Origin of the sequence: Pedobacter heparinus DSM 2366 (assembly GCF_000023825.1) — a bacterium.
GTDB classification, from domain to species: Bacteria; Bacteroidota; Bacteroidia; order Sphingobacteriales; family Sphingobacteriaceae; genus Pedobacter; species Pedobacter heparinus.
The window spans coordinates 4,665,218-4,685,065 of sequence record NC_013061.1 but is presented as its reverse complement, the minus strand read 5'-3'; the positions used below and the strand labels follow the sequence as shown (position 1 = coordinate 4,685,065).

Below are 19,848 nucleotides of genomic sequence, written 5' to 3'. Positions count from 1 at the left end.
TGCAACTTATAATTGATGATAGCCTGTTTTTGAAATCCCGGTCTGGCCGGAACTCAACTTTTATTGTTCATTCTTTCTATTAAAGACGCTGACACATTCACAACAATGGAATGCGATATATCCCCAAGTCTTAAAAGAAGTTGTTTTTGAGAACGGTATTCAATAATTTCTCCTCTGATCCCTTTTAGTGGCCCGGCCTTAATCTCAATTTTCTCTCCCGGTAATAGCCTTTCTTCTGTAATTTCCAGTTCATAAGGACTGGCCAGCAATAGTTTAAGTTCTTCAATTTGCCTGTCTGGCATAGCAGCTATTTTCCCGGAAAAATAGATAAACCGCGAAATGCCGGTGGTCATCAATACTTCTGTTTGCTGCTGCCGGGCAATATGTACAAAGAGGTACGATTTGATCAGCGGCTCTTCTACCCATTTTTTTCTGTCGCTCCATTGCCTGAGCTGCCGCTGAAGTGGCAAATAGGCTTCAATACCCTTACTCAATAATGCCTGATATGCCTTTTTTTCTGCACGCGATTGTGTATAAACCGGGTACCATTTTTTTATATCTGATGTTAAGGCCATACTTTCCATAAATTAGGATCTCAACCAATTTTTCACATTCCACCATTTTACAGGGGCATCATCTTCGTAATAACCTGAACTTTTGTAACCATTGTAATCTGCATAGTAATGAAATGTGCCATGATTTGAACTGTTTTTATAATAGCTCGACTGCAAAAGGTTTTCTTCAAAAGCATTTAATACAATGGCCATGTTGTTTAAGCCGTATTCCCTGGCGAGGCCCTCGGGTATGGTGGCTGCACTGTGTTTAGACTTTCCATACCGGATGATAAAAAGATTAATATCGCTCTGGCATATTAAAGGAATGGAGTCAGAAACCAGGCCGATCGGTGCAGTATCAACCATGATCACCTCATACTTTGTCCTGAGCTCATCGAGCAGCAGGGCAATGCGTTCGTGATGGAGTAGTTCTGCCGGGTTTGGAGGAATAGGCCCCGAACTGATAAAATCCAGGTTTTTATAAGCTGTTTGCTGGATAATGTCTTTTACCGTACTTTGGTGGACAAGGTAATTGCTGAGCCCGGTAGTATTGGGCAGTCCAAAGGCATGATGTAGTTTGGGCCGGCGCAGATCGGCCCCAATCAGGATCACCTTTTTATCAATCAGCGCAAGTGTACTGGAAAGGTTAAGGGCAACAAAGGATTTACCCTCTCCGGCCACCTCAGAGGTGATGCTGATAATTTTACTTTTTTTTCCGGAAGCAAGAAAATTAAGGTTGGTGCGAACTGAACGTACCGATTCTGCAAAGAGGGACCTGGGTTTGCTTAAAGCAAGAATCTGGGAATTGTCCTCATCTATCTGATCGGGAAACTTTCTGATGATGCCGATGACAGGAACAGTTGTGGCATGCTCAACCGATTCCTTATCGTAAATGTAAGGATTAAATACCCTTGCTGAAAGGATAATTCCAACACCAGCTAACAGCCCAAATATAGTAGCCGTACGATAAATTTCTCTTCCATTTGGCGAAACGGGCACTTTGTTTACCTGGGCCTGTTCAATGATTGTTGCACCAGGTAAAATTGCGGAGCGATTGATCTGCGCTTCCAGTTTTTTCTCGGATAAAAAGGAGTATACTTTTTCATTGATCTCAAAGTCGCGCCTCAAACTGATCATATTTTTTTCTGCGGCCGGCAGTGCATTCACCTGCTGGTTTGCTCTTGACAACTGACTGTCCAGATAATCCATGTTTTTCCGGATCCGTTGGTTTGAAGAGCTGATGTTCTGCAGTGCTGCGGTTTTAACCTGCGCAATCTGATCGTTGAGCGCTGCTATAGTTTCTGAGCCGCTGTTGTAAGTTTTTAACATGACGTTTTTATCGGCCAGCAAATTGTTCATATTGCCGATCAGTACGCCAAGCAAAGGATCAACAACCCCCTCAAGGTTAAAATTGAGGCTTACATTGTGCTTGTCGTTTGTAATTTGTTTTTTCAACTGCTCTATTGCCATCAGCTGCATCTTTAACAATGACCGCTGTGATTCCAGTTCCGTTACTTTTGAAAGGGCCATATTTGCTGACGAGCTGACATCCAGTATGCCCGAGTTTTGTTTGTATTTCTCCAGCGAGCTTTCTGATCCTTTTACTGCAGAAGAAAGATATTGCTGCTGATCGTTGATGAAGCGGATCATCTGGGTAGCCGATTGCGTTTTCTGATCACGGTCGTAGTTCAGGTATTCATTCATTACCGCATTCAATATATCTGCTGCAAACTGGGGGTTGGAATCTGTTTGCTGTATGGTAACAATATTGGAGTTCTTCACAATTTCATTGGTGCGCAATCCATTACGTACACGGTCCAGTAAAATTTCAGGGGTATTGAACTTAAACTGGTAGGAAATATTGGCGTTCAGCGGCCCCGGATATTTGATCACGAAACCCATATTTTCAATATTTATTGGCTCGTGATACTGAAAATTCCGCTGTATCTCGTTTTCCCCCGCGTTCCAGGTCAGCATAAATGTTTTTTTATCTATGGGTTTAAAGGTAATCAGCCCCAGAAAGGGATGCGCTGTGTCAAATTTTAATATGCTGACCTGAACTGGCTTATTCGGGTACAAGTCATAAGACCGTACCCTGCCTGCTATATAAAAACTGATTTTATAATCCAGGCTCCGGATGGCACTTAGCAGCAAGTCGCGGCTTTGTATAATAAATTTTTCACTTTGCAGGTTAACCGGGCCCCTGCCTGAGTTGCTCATCGCACTCACCAGATCGGACAATTCGGTTTTCTTTTCTTCAAATTTAAGCACAGCCGATGTTGTATATGTCTTCGGAGTGTACCACAGGTAAAAATAAGCAAGAAGTAAACCCAGTAAAATAGTTGCTGCTACCAGATACCAATGACTAAACAGTATCCTGGCTATTTTTAAATAGTCAATTTCCCTGGTTTTTCTTTGGTTTTTTTCTGCTTCCTGTGTCAACGGGTCAATGTATAGATAATTAATGCTGTATTTAGTAAAGTGATAACGGGTTGTAAAACGGCCGAGACGTTTTGTAACTTTTCGGATCGTATAGCCCGTTTATTTTGGGCCACATAAATGATGTCATTGTTTTGAAGTACAATTCTTGGATCGGAAAATACCCTGATGTCGCTAAGGTCAACTTCAATAACTTCAGGGGCGGGCATTCCCCCGCGTATAATTTTGATTTGTTTGCTGCCTGCTTTTTCTGTTAAGCCCCCCGCCTCACCAATCAGCTCAATCAGCGAAGTCTGGTCTTTTATCAGGTTGTAAACACCCTGGTTCTTAACTTCACCAAGCAGGGTTACTTTTAGGTTAATAATTTTTAACTCAATTATCGGGTCTTTTAGTTCTTTTCGGTAAAGGTTTTCTATATGACCTGCGGCCTGTTCCCGTGTAAGACCGGCAACCTTTACATGTCCAATTATGGGCAGGGCCACTGTACTGTCGGCGCCTACCAGGTAGGTCTGTCCATTATCAGCCGATGTGGAGCTGCTTTTGCCGGTAACTGCTTCATCTACAATATACTTTTTGTTTTGCAGATTCCTGATCTGAAGCAGGTCCTGAGGTTTTATCCTGTAAACGTTCAGTATAAAAGCTTTGTTTTTTAAACTGTCACTTGCATTTTTACTTTCAAAAAGTATTTGTTGCTGCTTATAAGAGCAAGAAAAACTAGCAACAAAGAGCATTACAACCGCAAATAAAATAATGAGTTTTTTAACAAAACACATAATGAAAAACAGACTTAACATTTATAGCAACACGCCACGACTTCAAAAATACATATTAATTGTAGACGGTTATAATTAATTATTAAATTTGTTGCTATGTTGAATGTAAAAATTTCGTTGATAACTGTTTCCTATAATGCCGAACTTACCATACAGCGATGTATAGATTCTGTGATCAGGCAGACCTATAAACATATTGAGTACATCATTATTGACGGTAATTCTAGCGATAAGACCCGGCAGATTGTGCTGAACAACCGCGCGCACATTCAGCTTTTCAGGTCAGAACCTGACCATGGTATTTTTGATGCCATGAATAAAGGTATTTCTATGTGTACAGGAGATGTTATAGGTATGCTGAATGCAGATGATTACCTGGATAATGAACATGTGCTGAATGAGATAGCCAGTTCTTTTATCAAAAATGATCCTGATCTGCTCTATGCTGACCTGGATTATGTAAACAAGAATGGAAAGGTAATCCGCAGCTGGCGTTCCGGCCATTACCGGCCCAATAAATTTAATTGGGGCTGGATGCCACCCCATCCAACTTTTTATGTAAAAAGGGGGCTATTTGACAAGTTTGGCCTATATAATTTTAGCTATGGAACCGCTGCAGATTATGAGCTGATGCTCCGTTTCATGTATTTAAACAGGGCGAAAGTTTTTTATTTAAATAAAGTAATAGTTAAAATGAGTTTAGGAGGGGTAAGCAACCAGAACCTGACAAACAGGATTAAGGCCTGGAGAAACGACCTTAAAGCCATGAAGCAGCACGGTATAAATGTTCCTGTATTTGGCCTGATCATGAAGCCGCTCAGAAAAATAACCCAGTTTGCAGGATAATCTATAAATCCATTTAAAAAACCCACCATGTTTTCATTCTTTAAAAAAAATACGGGTATACGTGATGTGGAATGGCTTGGTGTAGATATGCATACACATTTATTGCCAGGGATTGATGACGGAGCAAAAAACGTAGCAGATACTGTGGGTTTAATTAAAGGCTTAAAGGAACTGGGCTTTAGCCAGTTCTTCTGTACCCCGCATATTTTTACAGAATTGTACCCCAATACGGCCGAAACAATTGATGCAGCTTTAACAATTACCACAACGGCATTAACTAAAGCTGGTGTTCAGGTAAAAATTGATGCCGCAGCGGAATATATGGTTGATGAGACATTTAAGCCTGCTACAAATTTATTGAGTCTTCCCGGCCGGCATGTTTTAATTGAAATGTCTTACCTATCTGAAATGCCAGCCATTGAACAGGTTATTTTTGATTTGCAGATCATGGGTCATAAAGTAATCCTGGCCCATCCGGAACGTTATGGTTATTACCATAAAAAACCAGACAGGTACCTTCGTTTAAAGGATATGGGAGTTTTGTTCCAGCTGAACTTATTGTCCTTAAGCGGATATTATGGTAAAGAAATAAAGCAGGTTGCAGGATACCTGCTGCAGAAAAAATTTTACGACTTTGCAGGAACAGACCTGCACCATCATCAACACCTGGATGAACTCAGACGCATGGTTCGCAGCGGCAGCCTGCACCAAACGATCGGAAATTATCCTTTTAAAAATAAAGCCCTGATTTAATCTCTTCCCATGTTCTTAAACAGGACAGTTCATGACAGTTTTACTTTCATATTATTATAATTTAGTAATAAAATGAAACTGGTGTTGGTGTTATTTGAAAGTTAATTTAACTTTATTAAAGACTTAACATGGATGTTTCTATATTGTAGCACAAATGAACCAAATAACGAACATTAGATGAACAAACTCAGCGCATTATTTTTACTCATTCATTTCTCAGTTTTTGTACAGGCACAAAAACTTGAGGTAGGACAACTGACCTGCAACTATAAACAAAATCCGATAGGCACCGATGTATTACAGCCTCAATTTAGCTGGAAGTTAAGCGCTACTGAAAGAAATGTAATGCAGAAAGCTTATGAACTAAGGGTGGCAAGCAGTGACAAGGACCTCTTAAATGGAAAAAACCTTGTCTGGCAAACTGGTAAGGTAAATTCAGATCAATCTGCCCATGTTATTTATAAAGGAAGCGCACTGCAGGCCAAACAACGCTATTACTGGCAGGTACGTGTATGGGACAACAATGGGAAAGCATCTGACTGGAGCGTAGTAAACTTCTGGGAGATGGGGTTGTTGTCGCCAAAAGACTGGTCGGCAAAATGGATCCAGACCGCCCGCGATACAGAAGGCAAAGTAGGACCCGCACCGATGTTTGGCCGTAGCTTTACGGTAGCAAAAGAAATAAAAAATGCGAGACTCTATATCACCGCACATGGTCTTTATGAAGCAAAACTAAACGGAAAGAAGATTGGCGACCACTATTTTACACCGGGCTGGACAAGTTACCACAAACGCTTACAATATCAGACCTATGATGTGACACAGGCTTTAAAAGCGGGTAAAAATACAGCACTGGTTACCATTGGTGACGGATGGTACCGTGGAAACCTGGAATTTAACAATAAACGCAATTTATATGGTAAAGAGGTTGGGCTGTTGTTCCAGCTGGAAATTGAATATGCAGATGGTAAAAAAGAAACCATCAGTTCTGATCAGGACTGGAAAACCTCTTTTGGCGGTCCGGTAAAGGCCTCCGATATTTACAATGGCGAGACTTATGACGCCCGACTGGAAAAAAATGCGCTGGTACAGGATTTTAATACGGGCGATTGGCAGCAGGCTAAAGTGGTTGACCTGAAAATGGATAACCTGGTTGCGCCGCTCGGGCCAACCGTAAGTAAGCACGAACATTTTGCCCCACTAAAGGTCATCAAAACCCCTAAAGGTGAAATCGTGATCGATTTTGGCCAGAACCTGGTAGGTTGGGCCCAACTGAAAATTAAAGGAAAAGCAGGAGATACCCTGACCATTAACCATGCCGAGGTATTGGATAAAGACGGTAATTTTTATACAGAAAACCTGAGAAAGGCCAAACAGGAAAATAAATATATACTGAGCGGCACAAAAGTAGATGTGCTGGAACCACATTTTACTTTTCAGGGCTTCCGTTATATTAAAATTACGGGTTATAAAGGCAAACTGGACAGCACTACTGTAAATGCCATTGCAGTATATTCAGACATGAAACCTACAGGTCTGTTCTCTACTTCAAACCCCTTGCTCAACCAGCTGCAAAGTAATATCCAGTGGGGGCAAAAAGGGAATTTTGTAGATGTGCCTACCGACTGTCCGCAGCGTGACGAGCGTTTGGGCTGGACTGGCGATGCACAGGTGTTCTTCAAAACAGCTGCCTACAATATGGATGTGGCCGGATTTTTCGACAAATGGCTGCATGACCTGAAAGTAGACCAGCACCCAACCGGAAATGTGCCAGTGGTAATCCCTGACGTGCGTACGATAAAGAATGCAGGTTCTGCCGGATGGGGCGATGTGGCCACCATCATCCCATGGGATTTTTATCGCGCTTACGGAGATAAGGAACTGCTTTCGCGTCAATACAGCAGTATGAAAGCCTGGGTAGAATATATCCGCAGCATCAGCAAAAATAACCTGTGGAACAGCGGGCCGCATTATGGCGACTGGCTTTTCTATACGATGGCCGATGACCGTGATGGTAAGGCAGCAATTACAGACAAATTTTTTATCGCACAAGCTTTTTATGCGCATTCTACTCAAAATCTGATCAATGCAGCTACAGTATTGGGCAATACAGAGGACGTAAAAGCTTATACTGAACTGCTCAAAATAATTAAAAAAGCTTTCCTGGATGAATATGTTACCCCTTCAGGAAGACTGGTTTCCAGCTCTCAGACGGCTTATGTACTGGCCCTGAATTTTGATCTTTTGCCTGAAAATTTAAGGGCCCAGGCCGCACAAAGACTGGCAGATAATGTGGCAGCTTATGGCAACCACCTGACAACAGGGTTTTTAGGTACGCCATACCTGTGCCATGTCCTTACCCGTTTTGGATACAATGATGTTGCATACAAGCTGTTGTTGCAGGATACCTATCCGTCATGGCTATATCCTGTTAAAAAAGGAGCCACTACCATTTGGGAAAGATGGGATGGCATTAAACCTGATGGTTCTTTTCAGGCAGTGAGCATGAATTCTTTTAACCATTATGCTTATGGAGCAATTGGCGACTGGATGTACCGTACCGTAACGGGGATTAACGAAACAGCACCAGGATATAAAGAGATCAGCATTGCTCCAAAACCTGGAGGCGATCTTAAAAATGCAGGTGCCGAGCTGGAAACCATGTATGGCAAAGTAAAATCTGCATGGTCTGTTGCTGATGGTAAAACTAAAATTGACATTGTCGTTCCCCCTAATACCACTGCCAGAGTTATTTTGCCGGGAACCGGAAATGCTGTGGTAACGGAATCTAACGTCGCCCTCAATAAAGCCAAAGGATTAAGAGCCATTAAAAATGTGGATAACAATACCGAGCTTACTGCAGGTTCTGGTACTTATCATTTTGAATATTAACCGATGCCCTGCAAAAAATACAAATGAAATTAGGAAGAAGGAATTTTATAAAGATCAGTTCTATTGGCGCCTTAAATTTATCCCTGTTCAGTGTGGATGGGTTAGCAACGATACCCGACCTCTCTCCACTGGAAAAAAACTTTATCCATCCGCCAGATGCGTCAAAATCATCCTGTTACTGGTGGTGGTTTAACGGGTTGGTAGATGAAGCGGGCATTACCCGCGATATGGAAGAATTCAGGGCGAAGGGCATGGGTGAGGTACTGCTGGTAAATTCTGCTGGCGGGCTTGGTGGCGTGCCCTATCCGCAGGGTGCAAAGTTCATGTCGGAAGAATGGAAAGCCTTATACCGGCATGCCATGAAAGAAGCCAAAAGGGTCGGCATAGCCGTAGGGATCAATATGAGCTCGGGCTGGTGTATGGGCGGGCCCTGGATTGAACCTGAAAATTCCGGACGCTGGTACCTGCAGTCGGAACTGGCCCTGAGTGGTCCCAGGAAGTTTTCCGGCACCTTGCCTTTGCCAGGCAACAGGGTAGGCTACGATAAGGTATTTAACCCACCTGGCTATAAGGAATACATAGACCTGCCTCTGGAGCAGCTGGACTACCAGGATACCGCCATCGTTGCCATTCCTGATAACGGAATGCCTGATATGCGCATCAGCGGAACGCGTGCAGAAGTACTTGCAGCTAAAATCAATCATAAAGACCTGAGCAATTTTGCCAAGGCAAATGAAGTAATGGGCCCGGTAAGGCAGGCCTGGGAAAATGATCCGGCCGATCAGCCTGTCCCTGTCGACCAGGTGATCAACCTGACAGATAAAGTAGGTAAAGACGGGCATCTTGACTGGGAGGTGCCAGCCGGTAAATGGAAAATTATCCGTACCGGGCACCGCATGACAGGCTCGAAGTTAATGATTGCCCAGCCCGAAGCAGATGGTTTGTCGGTCGACTGGTTTGACCGTAAAGGCGTAGAGATCCAGTTCGAAAAGCTGGGCAAAATGTTTATTGAAGAAGCTGCAAAAGTTGGGAATAAACCCAAATATTTCTGTGACGATAGTTTTGAAGATGGCTTCCCCAACTGGACCGCAAAAATTATTGAACACTTTAAGCATTACCGGGGTTATGATCCTACACCCTACCTGCCTGCACTTTCAGGTTACCTGATCGGCAGTGCAGAAATAGCCGACCGCTTTTTGCACGATTACAGGAAAACCCTGGCAGATTGTATGGCTGATGAACATTATAAACGTTTTGCAGAACTCTGTCACGGGCAGGGTATATTGGTCCAGAATGAATCTGCAGGGCCAAGCCGCTCAGGTACCATCTGTCTGGACGGGCTCAAAAATCTTGGGCGCAGCGATTTCCCTATGGGTGAATTCTGGCTCGGCCCTAAGCACGAGGATGAAAGCACACTGGCAGACGACCAGTCTTATGGCGTTTCAAGGCTGGATTATGGTCAGAATAAAGTAACCAAAATGGTGGCTTCGGCAGCACATATTTATGGACGTGAGACCGCCTCAGCAGAGGCGTTTACCACCATGCGGCATTGGCTCGATTATCCGGGCTCGTTGAAGCAGGCCCTTGACCGGGCCTTTTGTGAAGGCATAAACCGCATTGCCATCCATACCTCAACCGCTTCCCGGCCCAAAGATGGTAAGCCCGGATATGAGTATGGCGCAGGTACACATTTTAACCCTAATGTAACCTGGTGGGAAAAATCAGGGCCCTTTTTTGATTATGTTGCACGTTCACAATACCTGCTGCGTTCGGGTAAATTTGTTGCCGATGTGCTGTATTATAATGGCGACGGGGCACCCAACCTGGTCGCACAAAAACACATCGACCCTTTGCTGGGTAAAGGTTATGATTATGATGTTTGCAATGAAGAAGTCCTTCTCACCCGTGTAAGCGTTAAAAACGGTAGGATTACCCTGCCAGATGGAATGAATTACCGCATTTTGGTATTGCCGGATACTGAAAGGATGCCTTTGGCAGTCATCACTAAGGTCAGCGAGCTGGTTGCAGCCGGCGCAACAGTTGTTGGCCATCTGCCGGTTAAAGACTCAGGGCTTAAAAACTATCCTGAATGTGATGCCAAAGTACAGGAGATTGCCAGGGAATTGCAGGGAAAGGTCTTAGCTAAAGCAGCTATCCGTAATGTTTTGATGAACAAAGGGATAAAGCCAGACTTTGAATATACAGGTAACGCTGGTGAACACATTGATTTTATCCACCGCAGTACGCCGGAAGCTGAAATCTATTTCATCACTAACAGACATGGCACTAGCGTCAGTTCTACCTGTACCTTCAGGGTAAAAAACCGGCTTCCCGAAATCTGGGATCCTGTTAAAGGCGCAGTGATAAAAAGGGTCAATTTCCGGGAAGCCGGTGATCGTGTAGAAATACCTTTAAAATTTGAGGCATTTCAATCCTGGTTCATCGTCTTTCCAAAAAACAGTTCCTCCGTTAAAACTACTGCTGCCAATTATCCGGAATTAACAAGCGGACTGGAACTGACAGGTGCCTGGCAGGTGGCCTTTGATGAAAACTGGGGCGGCCCTAAAGCTGTTGAATTTGCCAGTCTGCTGGATTGGAGCCAGCATGCTGACGAAAGGATCAGGTATTTTTCCGGTAAGGCCGTTTACACCAAAACATTCAGTTACGATAAGCCATTGTCGAAAGATAAACCCGTATACCTGGATCTGGGTACAGTGAAAAACATAGCCGAAGTAAGCCTGAATGGTAAAAACCTGGGCGTGGTGTGGACTGCACCCTGGCATGTCGACATTTCCCCGGCCTTAAAGACCGGTCAGAACAGGCTGCAGATAGAAGTGATCAACCTATGGCCCAACAGGCTGATTGGAGATGCCGCTTTACCGAAAGAGAAGCGCATCACCAATACAAACATTGTTTTTAAGAAAGAAGATAAATTATTGTCATCCGGATTATTGGGCCCTGTAATTATAAAAGTTACAAAATAATTGTAATTCATTAATTTAGGCATGACAGTACATGACGGAAGTCAACTGTCATTCCTCTATTTTAGTCGGACCAAATTTAAAACCTTAAACATGCAGATTCTATTAGGAGTTATTTTTCATTTTATCGGCGGCTTTGCTTCCGGCAGTTTCTATATCCCTTTCAAAAAAGTTAAAGGCTGGGCCTGGGAAACTTACTGGATTGTTGGTGGTCTGTTCTCCTGGTTAATCGTACCTCCACTTGCAGCTTACCTCACCATCCCCGGTTTTATGGACATCATTGTTCAAACCGATGGCAAGATCTTATTGCTTACTTACTTCTTTGGTCTGTTATGGGGCATTGGGGGCCTTACATATGGTTTGGGTGTCCGTTATCTGGGCATATCGCTGGGCAGTACCATTATACTTGGCCTGTGTTCGGTGTTTGGCGCCTTGATCCCTTCCTTGTATTATGATTTTAACCCTACAGCTGGTAAGGACAGCTTATCAGATATGGCTGCTTCCCAATGGGGGCAAATGGTATTGCTTGGTCTTTTGGTTTGCGTAGTGGGTATTGTGGTATGCGGGCTGGCGGGCAGCATGAAAGAGAAGGACCTGGTTGCTTCGGGCAAGGCCGATCCTTCAAATAAAGAATATAAACTGGGTATCGGTTTAATCGTATCCATTGTATCGGGTATTTTAAGTGCCTGTTTTGCCTTTGGTATTGATGCCGGTAAAGACATGGCCCATCATGCCAATGAGGCCTGGAAAGCACTGAATCCCGGACAGGGTGAATTCCTGTTCCAGAACAATGTAACCTATGTGGTAATCTTATGGGGTGGTTTAACCACCAACCTGTTCTGGTGTATGCTGCTCAATTCCCGCAATAAAACCTTTGGCGATTATTCGGATAAAAAAGCCCCACTGCTTAAAAATTATATTTTCTCGGCACTGGCCGGAACCACCTGGTTTTTGCAGTTCTTTTTTTATGGCATGGGCGAAAGCAAGCTGGGTAACGGTGCCAGTGGCTGGATCCTGCACATGGCCTGTATCATTTTGGTGGCCAATGGCTGGGGCCTGTTCTTTAAAGAATGGTCGGGAGTAAAGAAAAAGACTTTTGGAACCGTAGTTGCGGGCATTGTAATCCTGATCTTATCCATACTCATTGTGGGTTATGGCAATTCAATTAAATAGAAACAATAAACAATTAATGAAATATTTTTATGAGTACTCGAACAACCGATTTTAAACATGTAAGCTATTTGTGGGATGATGCAAAGGCTGCTGAAATGGCCGGGGATGAAGTAGCATTGTTGATCTACCGTTCAAATTTACTGGGTGCAGATTTGCGCTTAACCAATTACGGTGGAGGTAACACCTCCTGCAAGGCCATGGCCAAAGACCCGCTTACCGGAGAAGAAAAAGAGGTAATGTGGGTAAAAGGGTCTGGCGGCGATTTGGGTACCTTAAAGAAAAGCGGCCTGGCCGCTTTATATGTTGACCGCCTGCGCAACCTTAAAAATGTTTACCGGGGTTTGGCATACGAAGATGAAATGGTGGAATTGTTTAACCATTGCATTTACGATCTGGACAGTAAAGCGCCTTCTATTGACACCCCTTTACATGGCTTTTTGCCTTTTAAACATATTGATCACCTGCATCCCGATGCAGCCATCGCTATTGCAGCTGCAAAAGATGGCGAACGCATTACCAAAGAATTGTTTAACGGAACAATTGGCTGGGTGCCATGGCAAAAACCTGGTTTTGAGCTGGGGCTGATGCTTCGTAAATGCCTGGACGAAAACCCTGGCATCAGGGGCATTATGTTAGGTTCACATGGTTTATTTACCTGGGGCGATACAGCTTACGAAAGCTATATGAATACCCTTGAAGTAATTGAAAGGTGTGCTGCATACCTGGATGAAAATTATGGTAAAAAAGGTCCGGTATTTGGCGGACAGAAAATTGAAAGTGCCGAAAAAACACAACGTGCAAAACAGGCCGCAGCTATTGCCCCTGTTTTAAGGGGGTTCTGCTCGAGCGAAAGAAACATGATCGGGCACTTTACCGATGATGCCAGGGTACTGGAATTTATCAATTCAAATGACCTGGACCGTCTGGCCCCTTTGGGTACCAGCTGTCCTGACCATTTCCTGAGGACTAAGATCAGCCCTCTGGTATTGAAACTGGATGCCAGTGAAGACCTGAGTGATGTGTCCTCTCTGAAAGAAAGGCTGGCCCCTGAATTTGAGGCTTACCGTAAAATGTATACCGAATATTACAATTCGTGCAAACATGCCAATAGCCCGGCCATACGTGATGCCAACCCGGTCATCATTTTATATCCGGGCATCGGGATGTTCTCGTTTTCAAAAGATAAACAAACGGCAAGGGTGGCTGCAGAATTCTACACCAACGCCATCAATGTAATGAAAGGCGCCGAAGCCATTTCTGAATACACTTCTTTACCGAGACAGGAAGCGTTTAACATTGAATATTGGCTGCTGGAGGAAGCAAAGCTGCAGCGCATGCCTAAGCCGAAAGCCTTGTCGGGAAAAATAGCCCTGATTACCGGAAGCGCAGGCGGGATTGGTAGAGCAATTGCTAAAAAGTTTGTAGAAGAAGGTGCTGTAGTGGTACTGAACGATATGAACGCAGAACGCCTGGAAGGTGCTGCTGAAGAGTTCAAAAACAAATATGGTAAAGACAGTTATGCCACTGCCTTGCTGAATGTAACCAGTGCTGAAGACATTAACGCTGCATTTGATGCTGCTGCGCTTGCTTTTGGCGGGGTAGATATTATTGTGAACAATGCAGGCCTTTCTATTTCGAAAACCATAGCAGACCATACCGAGAAGGATTGGGACCTGTTGTATGACGTATTGGTAAAAGGCCAGTTTTTCATTACCCAGGCTGCTGCAGCGGTAATGAAAAAACAGGATATCGGTGGTGATATCCTGAACATTGTAAGCAAAAACGCATTGGTAAGCGGGCCAAACAATGCGGGTTATGGCAGTGCCAAAGCAGCTCAGCTGCACTTAAGCAGGTTAAACGCTGCCGAACTTGGTGCAGATGGCATTCGTGTAAACGTGGTTAACCCTGATGCAGTGATCAGCGACAGCAATATCTGGGCTGGTGGCTGGGCCGAAGGCCGGGCAAAAGCTTACGGAATTACCGTGGCAGAGTTGCCAGCTTACTATGCAAAACGTACCTTGCTGAATGAAATAATTTTACCGGACGATATAGCCAATGCCTGCTTCGCTTTTGTAGGCGGCCTGCTCAATAAATCAACCGGAAATGTATTAAATGTGGATGGTGGTGTAGCCAACGCCTTTGTCCGTTAAAACCAAATATTATGATATTAGAGAACTATCAGATAGATTCACATAACAATGAGCTGTTGGCTAAACATCAGCGTAAACTTACCTTTGTTAAAGATGAGCTTGCCAATGCAGAGGAGATCATACAGAAACTGATTGACTTCCAGATCGGGATTCCCAGCTGGGCATTGGGCACAGGGGGTACACGTTTCGGACGTTTCTCCTCGGGTGGTGAGCCCCGCAACATCGAAGAAAAGATTGAAGACATCGGCCTGCTGCATAAATTAAATGCAGCAAGCGGAACCATATCCCTGCACATTCCATGGGATACGGCTGATAATGTACCGGCTATAAAAGCTTTGGTAGCACAGCATGGCCTGGGCTTTGATGCCATGAACTCGAATACCTTTCAGGACCAGGCCAACCAGGCGCACAGCTATAAATTCGGTTCCTTACAGCATGTAAACAAGGCGGTAAGAAAACAGGCCATTGAACACAACATTGAAGTGATCCGTCAGGGTGTGGAGCTGGGCTCTAAGGCACTTACGGTATGGCTGGCAGATGGCTCCTGTTTCCCCGGACAGCTGAACTTCAGGAAAGCCTTCCAGAACACATTGGAAAGCCTGCAGGAAATTTATGCAGCTTTGCCGGCCGACTGGAAAGTATTTGTAGAATATAAGGCTTTTGAGCCCAACTTCTATTCTACTACCGTGGGCGATTGGGGGCAGTCCTTATTGTACGCCAGTAAACTAGGCCCTAAAGCCTTTACACTGGTCGACCTTGGTCACCACCTGCCAAACGCCAACATAGAGCAGATCGTTTCTTTATTGCTGATGGAAGGAAAGCTGGGTGGGTTCCATTTCAACGATTCCAAATACGGCGATGACGACTTAACGGCAGGTAGCATGAAGCCTTACCAGCTGTTCCTGATCTTTAATGAACTGGTGGAAGGAATGGATGCACGTGGTATGGACCACAGGAAAGACCTGGGCTGGATGATCGATGCCTCACATAATGTTAAAGACCCCTTAGAAGATCTTTTACAATCGGTTGAAGCCATTATGCTGGCCTATGCGCAGGCACTGTCAGTAGACCGTAAAGCATTGCAGCAGGCCCAGGAAGAAAATGATGTGGTACGTGCCCAGGAAATATTACAACAGGCATTCCGTACCGATCTGCGACCTTTGGTAGCAGAAGCACGTTTGCGTGCAGGTGCAGCCCTGGCTCCGCTTGAGCTGTTTAGAAATAGCAAGGTAAGACAAGAACTGATAAAAAGCCGTGGTTTAAAAACTGTAGCAACTGGATTATAATTGATGGGATTAAAGATGAAGGCAACTCCTGTAATAGCTGTATTTGATGTAGGGAAGACCAATAAAAAACTGTTCCTCTTTGATGAACATTATAAAATTGTTTTCGAAAGATCGGCCAGGTTTACAGAAACAGTAGATGAAGATGGTGACCCCTGCGAGAACCTGGAAAGCTTAAGGTTATCTGTTTTTGACTCCTTACGGGAAGTATTCAGAAATCCGGCTTTTGAGGTAAAATCAATCAACTTTGCTACTTATGGGGCAAGCTTTGTCTATATCGATGAAAATGGAAACCCACTGGCCCCTTTGTACAATTACCTTAAGGAATACCCGGAAAATTTAAAAGAACAGTTTTACAATACTTATGGTGGTATGGCAGCGTTTTCCAATCGTACTGCCTCTCCGGTATTGGGCAGCTTAAATTCCGGAATGCAGTTGTACCGGATCAAATATGAAAAGCCTGAGCTGTTTAAGCAGATCAGGTATGCACTCCATTTGCCCCAGTACCTGAGCTACCTGATCTCGGGCGAGGCGTATTCTGACCTGACCAGTATTGGTTGCCATACCAATCTCTGGGATTTTACGAAAAACGATTATCACGACTGGGTACGTAAGGAAGGCATCATCGATAAACTTGCACCCATTGTGCCCTCAGACAGCGTGATCCCGGCAGCGTTCCCTGGTAACAATTACGCCGTTGGTGCCGGTTTTCACGACAGTTCTGCTGCCCTGGTCCCTTACCTGGTAAATTTCCATGAACCCTTTGTGCTCCTCTCTACCGGAACCTGGTGCATCAGCTTAAATCCTTTTAATGCTATTCCGCTCAGTACAGAAGAACTGGAGAACGACTGTCTCTGTTATTTACAATACGAAGGAAAACCTGTAAAAGCATCCCGGCTGTTTGCAGGGTATGAACATGAACAGCAGGTAAAAAGGATTGCTGCCCATTTTGGTACAGATATCATTGCCTACCGTTCTGTTACTTACGATCCTAAAATAGTTGAGGCCTTACAACAATCAGATAAGGCTACACCATTTAGGGCAGAAGAGACCAAAGGCTTAAAGGAATCACCTTTCGCCCAGCGCGACCTTAACGATTATCCCTCAGATGTTGTGGCCTATCACCGCCTGATCCTGGACCTGGTGAACCAGCAATATATTTCTACAAGGAGGGTACTGGATGGGACCGCAGTGAAACGCATATTTGTGGATGGGGGCTTTAGTAAAAACGTCATCTTTATGAACTTACTGGCCGCTGTTTTTCCTGATCTGGAAGTGTTTGCAGCCTATATGGCCCAGGCAACGGCAGTTGGTGCAGCACTGGCCATTCACCATTCATGGAATGCAAAAGCCTTACCTAACGACATCATTGAACTAAAATATTACGCCGGCGGGAAGGTTTTATCCTAAATAACTGCTATATTAACCTGATGAAGCCGTTGAAGTTTTTTGATTACATACACGTTGACGAGTATTCCTCTACCCCGAAATACCTGCAGCTCACCAATTCTATTCTCAGTGCCATAGAAGCAGGTAAAATTCAGAAAGATTACCTGCTGCCCTCTATCAACGAACTGAGCTACGAGCTGGAAATCTCCAGAGATACCGCAGAAAAAGGGTATAAATACCTGAAAAAGATCGGCGTAGTGGGTTCTGTTCCAGGTAAAGGTTATTACATCATCAGTACCGATTTTAGGCGTACACTTAAGATATTCCTGCTGTTCAACAAACTCAGTGCCCATAAAAAGATTATCTACGATGCTTTTATCAAGGCTTTGGGCGATCATGTGGCTGTAGATTTTTATATCTACAACAACGATTTTAACCTGTTTAAAAAGCTGCTTTCCAACAATAAAGAAGAATATTCACATTATGTGATCATCCCTCATTTTATGGAAGGACATGACCATGTCCACGAAGTGATCAACCTGATCCCAAAAGAAAAGCTGGTAATGCTGGACAAACTGGTGCCGGGGGTAAGCGGCGAATATGCTGCGGTTTATGAGAACTTTGAAAATGACATTTACAATGCGCTGGAACAGGCAAGGGAACAGTTAAGTAAATACCATACCATTAAGATCATCATGCCTAAGCGCAGCTATTACCCCGTCGAGATCTTAAAAGGCTTTTATCGTTTTTGCCAGCAATATGCATTTACTTCTAAAGTGATCAATCAGATCCTGACAGAAGAAATAGGTGCCGGAGAGGTTTACATTAACCTGATGGAAGATGACCTGGTTACACTGGTGGAAAGGATCATTAACCTGAAACTGAAGCTGGGAAGGGATGTTGGGGTGATCTCCTATAACGAAACCCCATTAAAAAAGATCATTTTAAACGGAATAACCACCATCTCTACGGATTTCAGGGAAATGGGAGAGATGACTGCTAAATTGATCCTCGACAATTCGAAAGCGCATCTGGAAGTACCTTTTCATTTAACGCTCAGGGCTTCTCTTTAAACATTTTTTTCAGAAATTTTGGCCTGCCCGCTGCTTTGGCTGATCCTTGCTTAGGCCTTTGTTCGTGGATGATGGGGCCTTTCTTCGGAAAAGGTACCTTTTCCGAAGAAATGTAGAAGCAGGGCATAGGCAAGTGTAAAGGGCCTGCATGTCAGTGCGGTTTTTGCCTTGTTCAAATAAACTGTATAAGTCTATCCTGCCTGGTCCAGTTAGGTGCTGGCCTAGTTTGGGTCAACATCAGCTTTCAAATACTTGCAGGTTATAAAACTGCAATGAACAGGTTGTTAAGCTACTAATTTGTAAGGGAAGATGTAAGTACGAGCGTGTATCTAGGTGAGATAAGGATTAGGAAATAAGGAGGTGTCTCTTCCTCAATATTCCTCTAATTGTAGAAATGTTACAAAAATAATCGCTAATTTTTTACTCTTAGTAGTGGTGTTGTCATTATATTTGTCAGCATTAGAAAATAATTTTAATAAAAACGTATCAAAAAATCTCTTAATTCTAAATCCGCGACTCATGAAATTTAAATTATTAACGCTGCTCTCGTTTAACAGAACAAGGGTATTCAAAGGTTTTATTACGAGTGTAAGACAGGACTAACACAGATAAACAAAACAAATGAACAGACTATATAAAACACTGGTGCTGATTGCAATTAGCGCTCTCAGTACTACCGTAAAAGGGCAGTTGAACCCCTTATCTTCCCAGTACTATACCAACCAGTACCTGATCAACCCTGCCTTTGCTGGTGCAGACCAGGGCTTAAAATTAAACGGGACTTACCGTAAGCTCTGGAGCAATGTGCCCGGATCGCCATTGACCCAAAACCTGACGGCCGATTATGGTTTTAACAAAGTAGGTCTGGGCCTTACAGTAAACAATGAAAGTGCAGGTTTGCAGCGCCAGACCAGGGTAGTGGGCAGTTATGCCTATCACCTCAAACTGAACGACAACAAACATCAGCTGCATTTTGGGGTATCCCTGGGCTTCATGAGCCAGCGCCTGGAAAATGCAGACATTTATGGCAACCCCAGCGACCCGATGGTAGGGCAGTACAACGACCGTAAAACCTATCTGGACGGAGATTTTGGTGTAGCCTATACTTCCGGTAAACTGAACATACAGGCTTCTGTGCCCAACCTGAAAAGTGTATTGAAAAAGGATGTGATCAAACTGGCCGATGTAGCTACCTTTTATACGGCAGCAAGTTACAAGATCGGGATCAGCGAAGGAGCAGAGGGTATGGATGTAGAACCTAAAGTAGCCTACAGGGGTGTACAGGGCTTTGACAACATCTGGGATGCAGGGGCACAGTTTGGCATTGCCAACAAACAGGTGTTTTTACTGGCCATGTACCACAGTACAGAAAATGCAACTTTTGGCCTGGGCATGGACTTCAGAAAGAAATACCTGATCAGCGGCACCTATACCACCCAGACTTCAGCTTTGAGCAGTTATACCAATGGCAGTTTTGAACTGAACCTGAGGTTGAACCTGAGTAAGTAAACTTCAACCCCGGAGCATAAAAAAACCTGTTCA

At 44.0% G+C, this 19,848-nt stretch carries 13 protein-coding genes; 10 read left to right on the top strand and 3 right to left on the bottom strand.

Annotated features, from left to right (window positions below; all coding sequences use genetic code 11):
• Positions 1-53: 53 nt before the first annotated feature.
• From PHEP_RS19410 to PHEP_RS19400, 3 genes are read right to left on the bottom strand one after another with little or no spacing between them, the layout of a single operon-like run.
• On the bottom strand, positions 54-575 hold the full coding sequence (locus PHEP_RS19410; RefSeq protein ID WP_143715780.1) for a UpxY family transcription antiterminator: 522 nt from the start codon (positions 573-575) through the stop codon (positions 54-56).
• A gap of 12 nt (positions 576-587) precedes the next feature.
• The gene (locus PHEP_RS19405; RefSeq protein WP_015809691.1) at positions 588-2,996 is read right to left on the bottom strand and encodes a GumC family protein; all 2,409 of its coding nucleotides are present in this window, start codon (positions 2,994-2,996) and stop codon (positions 588-590) included.
• On the bottom strand, positions 2,993-3,724 hold the full coding sequence (locus tag PHEP_RS19400; protein WP_162141671.1) for a polysaccharide biosynthesis/export family protein: 732 nt from the start codon (positions 3,722-3,724) through the stop codon (positions 2,993-2,995). The genes PHEP_RS19405 and PHEP_RS19400 overlap by 4 nt, the downstream gene beginning before the upstream one ends.
• A gap of 138 nt (positions 3,725-3,862) precedes the next feature.
• Between PHEP_RS19400 and PHEP_RS19395 the strand changes: the two genes are divergently transcribed.
• From PHEP_RS19395 to PHEP_RS19350, 10 genes are all read left to right on the top strand, one after another.
• Positions 3,863-4,612, top strand: coding sequence for a glycosyltransferase family 2 protein (locus PHEP_RS19395; RefSeq protein ID WP_015809689.1), 750 nt, complete (start codon positions 3,863-3,865; stop codon positions 4,610-4,612).
• Between the two features lie 27 nt (positions 4,613-4,639).
• Positions 4,640-5,365: a tyrosine-protein phosphatase gene (locus PHEP_RS19390; protein WP_015809688.1), complete on the top strand. Its 726-nt coding sequence runs from the start codon at positions 4,640-4,642 to the stop codon at positions 5,363-5,365.
• 177 nt (positions 5,366-5,542) lie between these two features.
• Positions 5,543-8,257, top strand: coding sequence for a glycoside hydrolase family 78 protein (locus PHEP_RS19385; RefSeq protein ID WP_015809687.1), 2,715 nt, complete (start codon positions 5,543-5,545; stop codon positions 8,255-8,257).
• Positions 8,258-8,280: 23 nt separating this feature from the next.
• Positions 8,281-11,241 carry a glycosyl hydrolase gene (locus PHEP_RS19380; protein ID WP_015809686.1) on the top strand — a complete coding sequence of 987 codons (2,961 nt, stop codon included), beginning with the start codon at positions 8,281-8,283 and terminating at the stop codon, positions 11,239-11,241.
• Between the two features lie 90 nt (positions 11,242-11,331).
• Complete coding sequence (gene rhaT, locus PHEP_RS19375; protein ID WP_036675275.1) at positions 11,332-12,411, top strand: L-rhamnose/proton symporter RhaT; 1,080 nt, start codon at positions 11,332-11,334, stop codon at positions 12,409-12,411.
• 29 nt (positions 12,412-12,440) lie between these two features.
• Positions 12,441-14,561 (top strand): bifunctional rhamnulose-1-phosphate aldolase/short-chain dehydrogenase, encoded by a 2,121-nt coding sequence (locus PHEP_RS19370; protein WP_015809684.1) that lies wholly within the window; start codon positions 12,441-12,443, stop codon positions 14,559-14,561.
• Between the two features lie 11 nt (positions 14,562-14,572).
• Complete coding sequence (locus tag PHEP_RS19365) at positions 14,573-15,847, top strand: sugar isomerase (RefSeq protein ID WP_015809683.1); 1,275 nt, start codon at positions 14,573-14,575, stop codon at positions 15,845-15,847.
• Between the two features lie 3 nt (positions 15,848-15,850).
• The gene (locus PHEP_RS19360) at positions 15,851-17,254 is read left to right on the top strand and encodes an FGGY-family carbohydrate kinase (RefSeq protein WP_015809682.1); all 1,404 of its coding nucleotides are present in this window, start codon (positions 15,851-15,853) and stop codon (positions 17,252-17,254) included.
• A gap of 20 nt (positions 17,255-17,274) precedes the next feature.
• Entirely contained in the window at positions 17,275-18,306 is a 1,032-nt protein-coding gene (locus PHEP_RS19355) for a GntR family transcriptional regulator (RefSeq protein WP_015809681.1), read from the top strand.
• 621 nt (positions 18,307-18,927) lie between these two features.
• Positions 18,928-19,815 carry a PorP/SprF family type IX secretion system membrane protein gene (locus PHEP_RS19350; RefSeq protein WP_015809679.1) on the top strand — a complete coding sequence of 296 codons (888 nt, stop codon included), beginning with the start codon at positions 18,928-18,930 and terminating at the stop codon, positions 19,813-19,815.
• Positions 19,816-19,848: the final 33 nt, after the last annotated feature.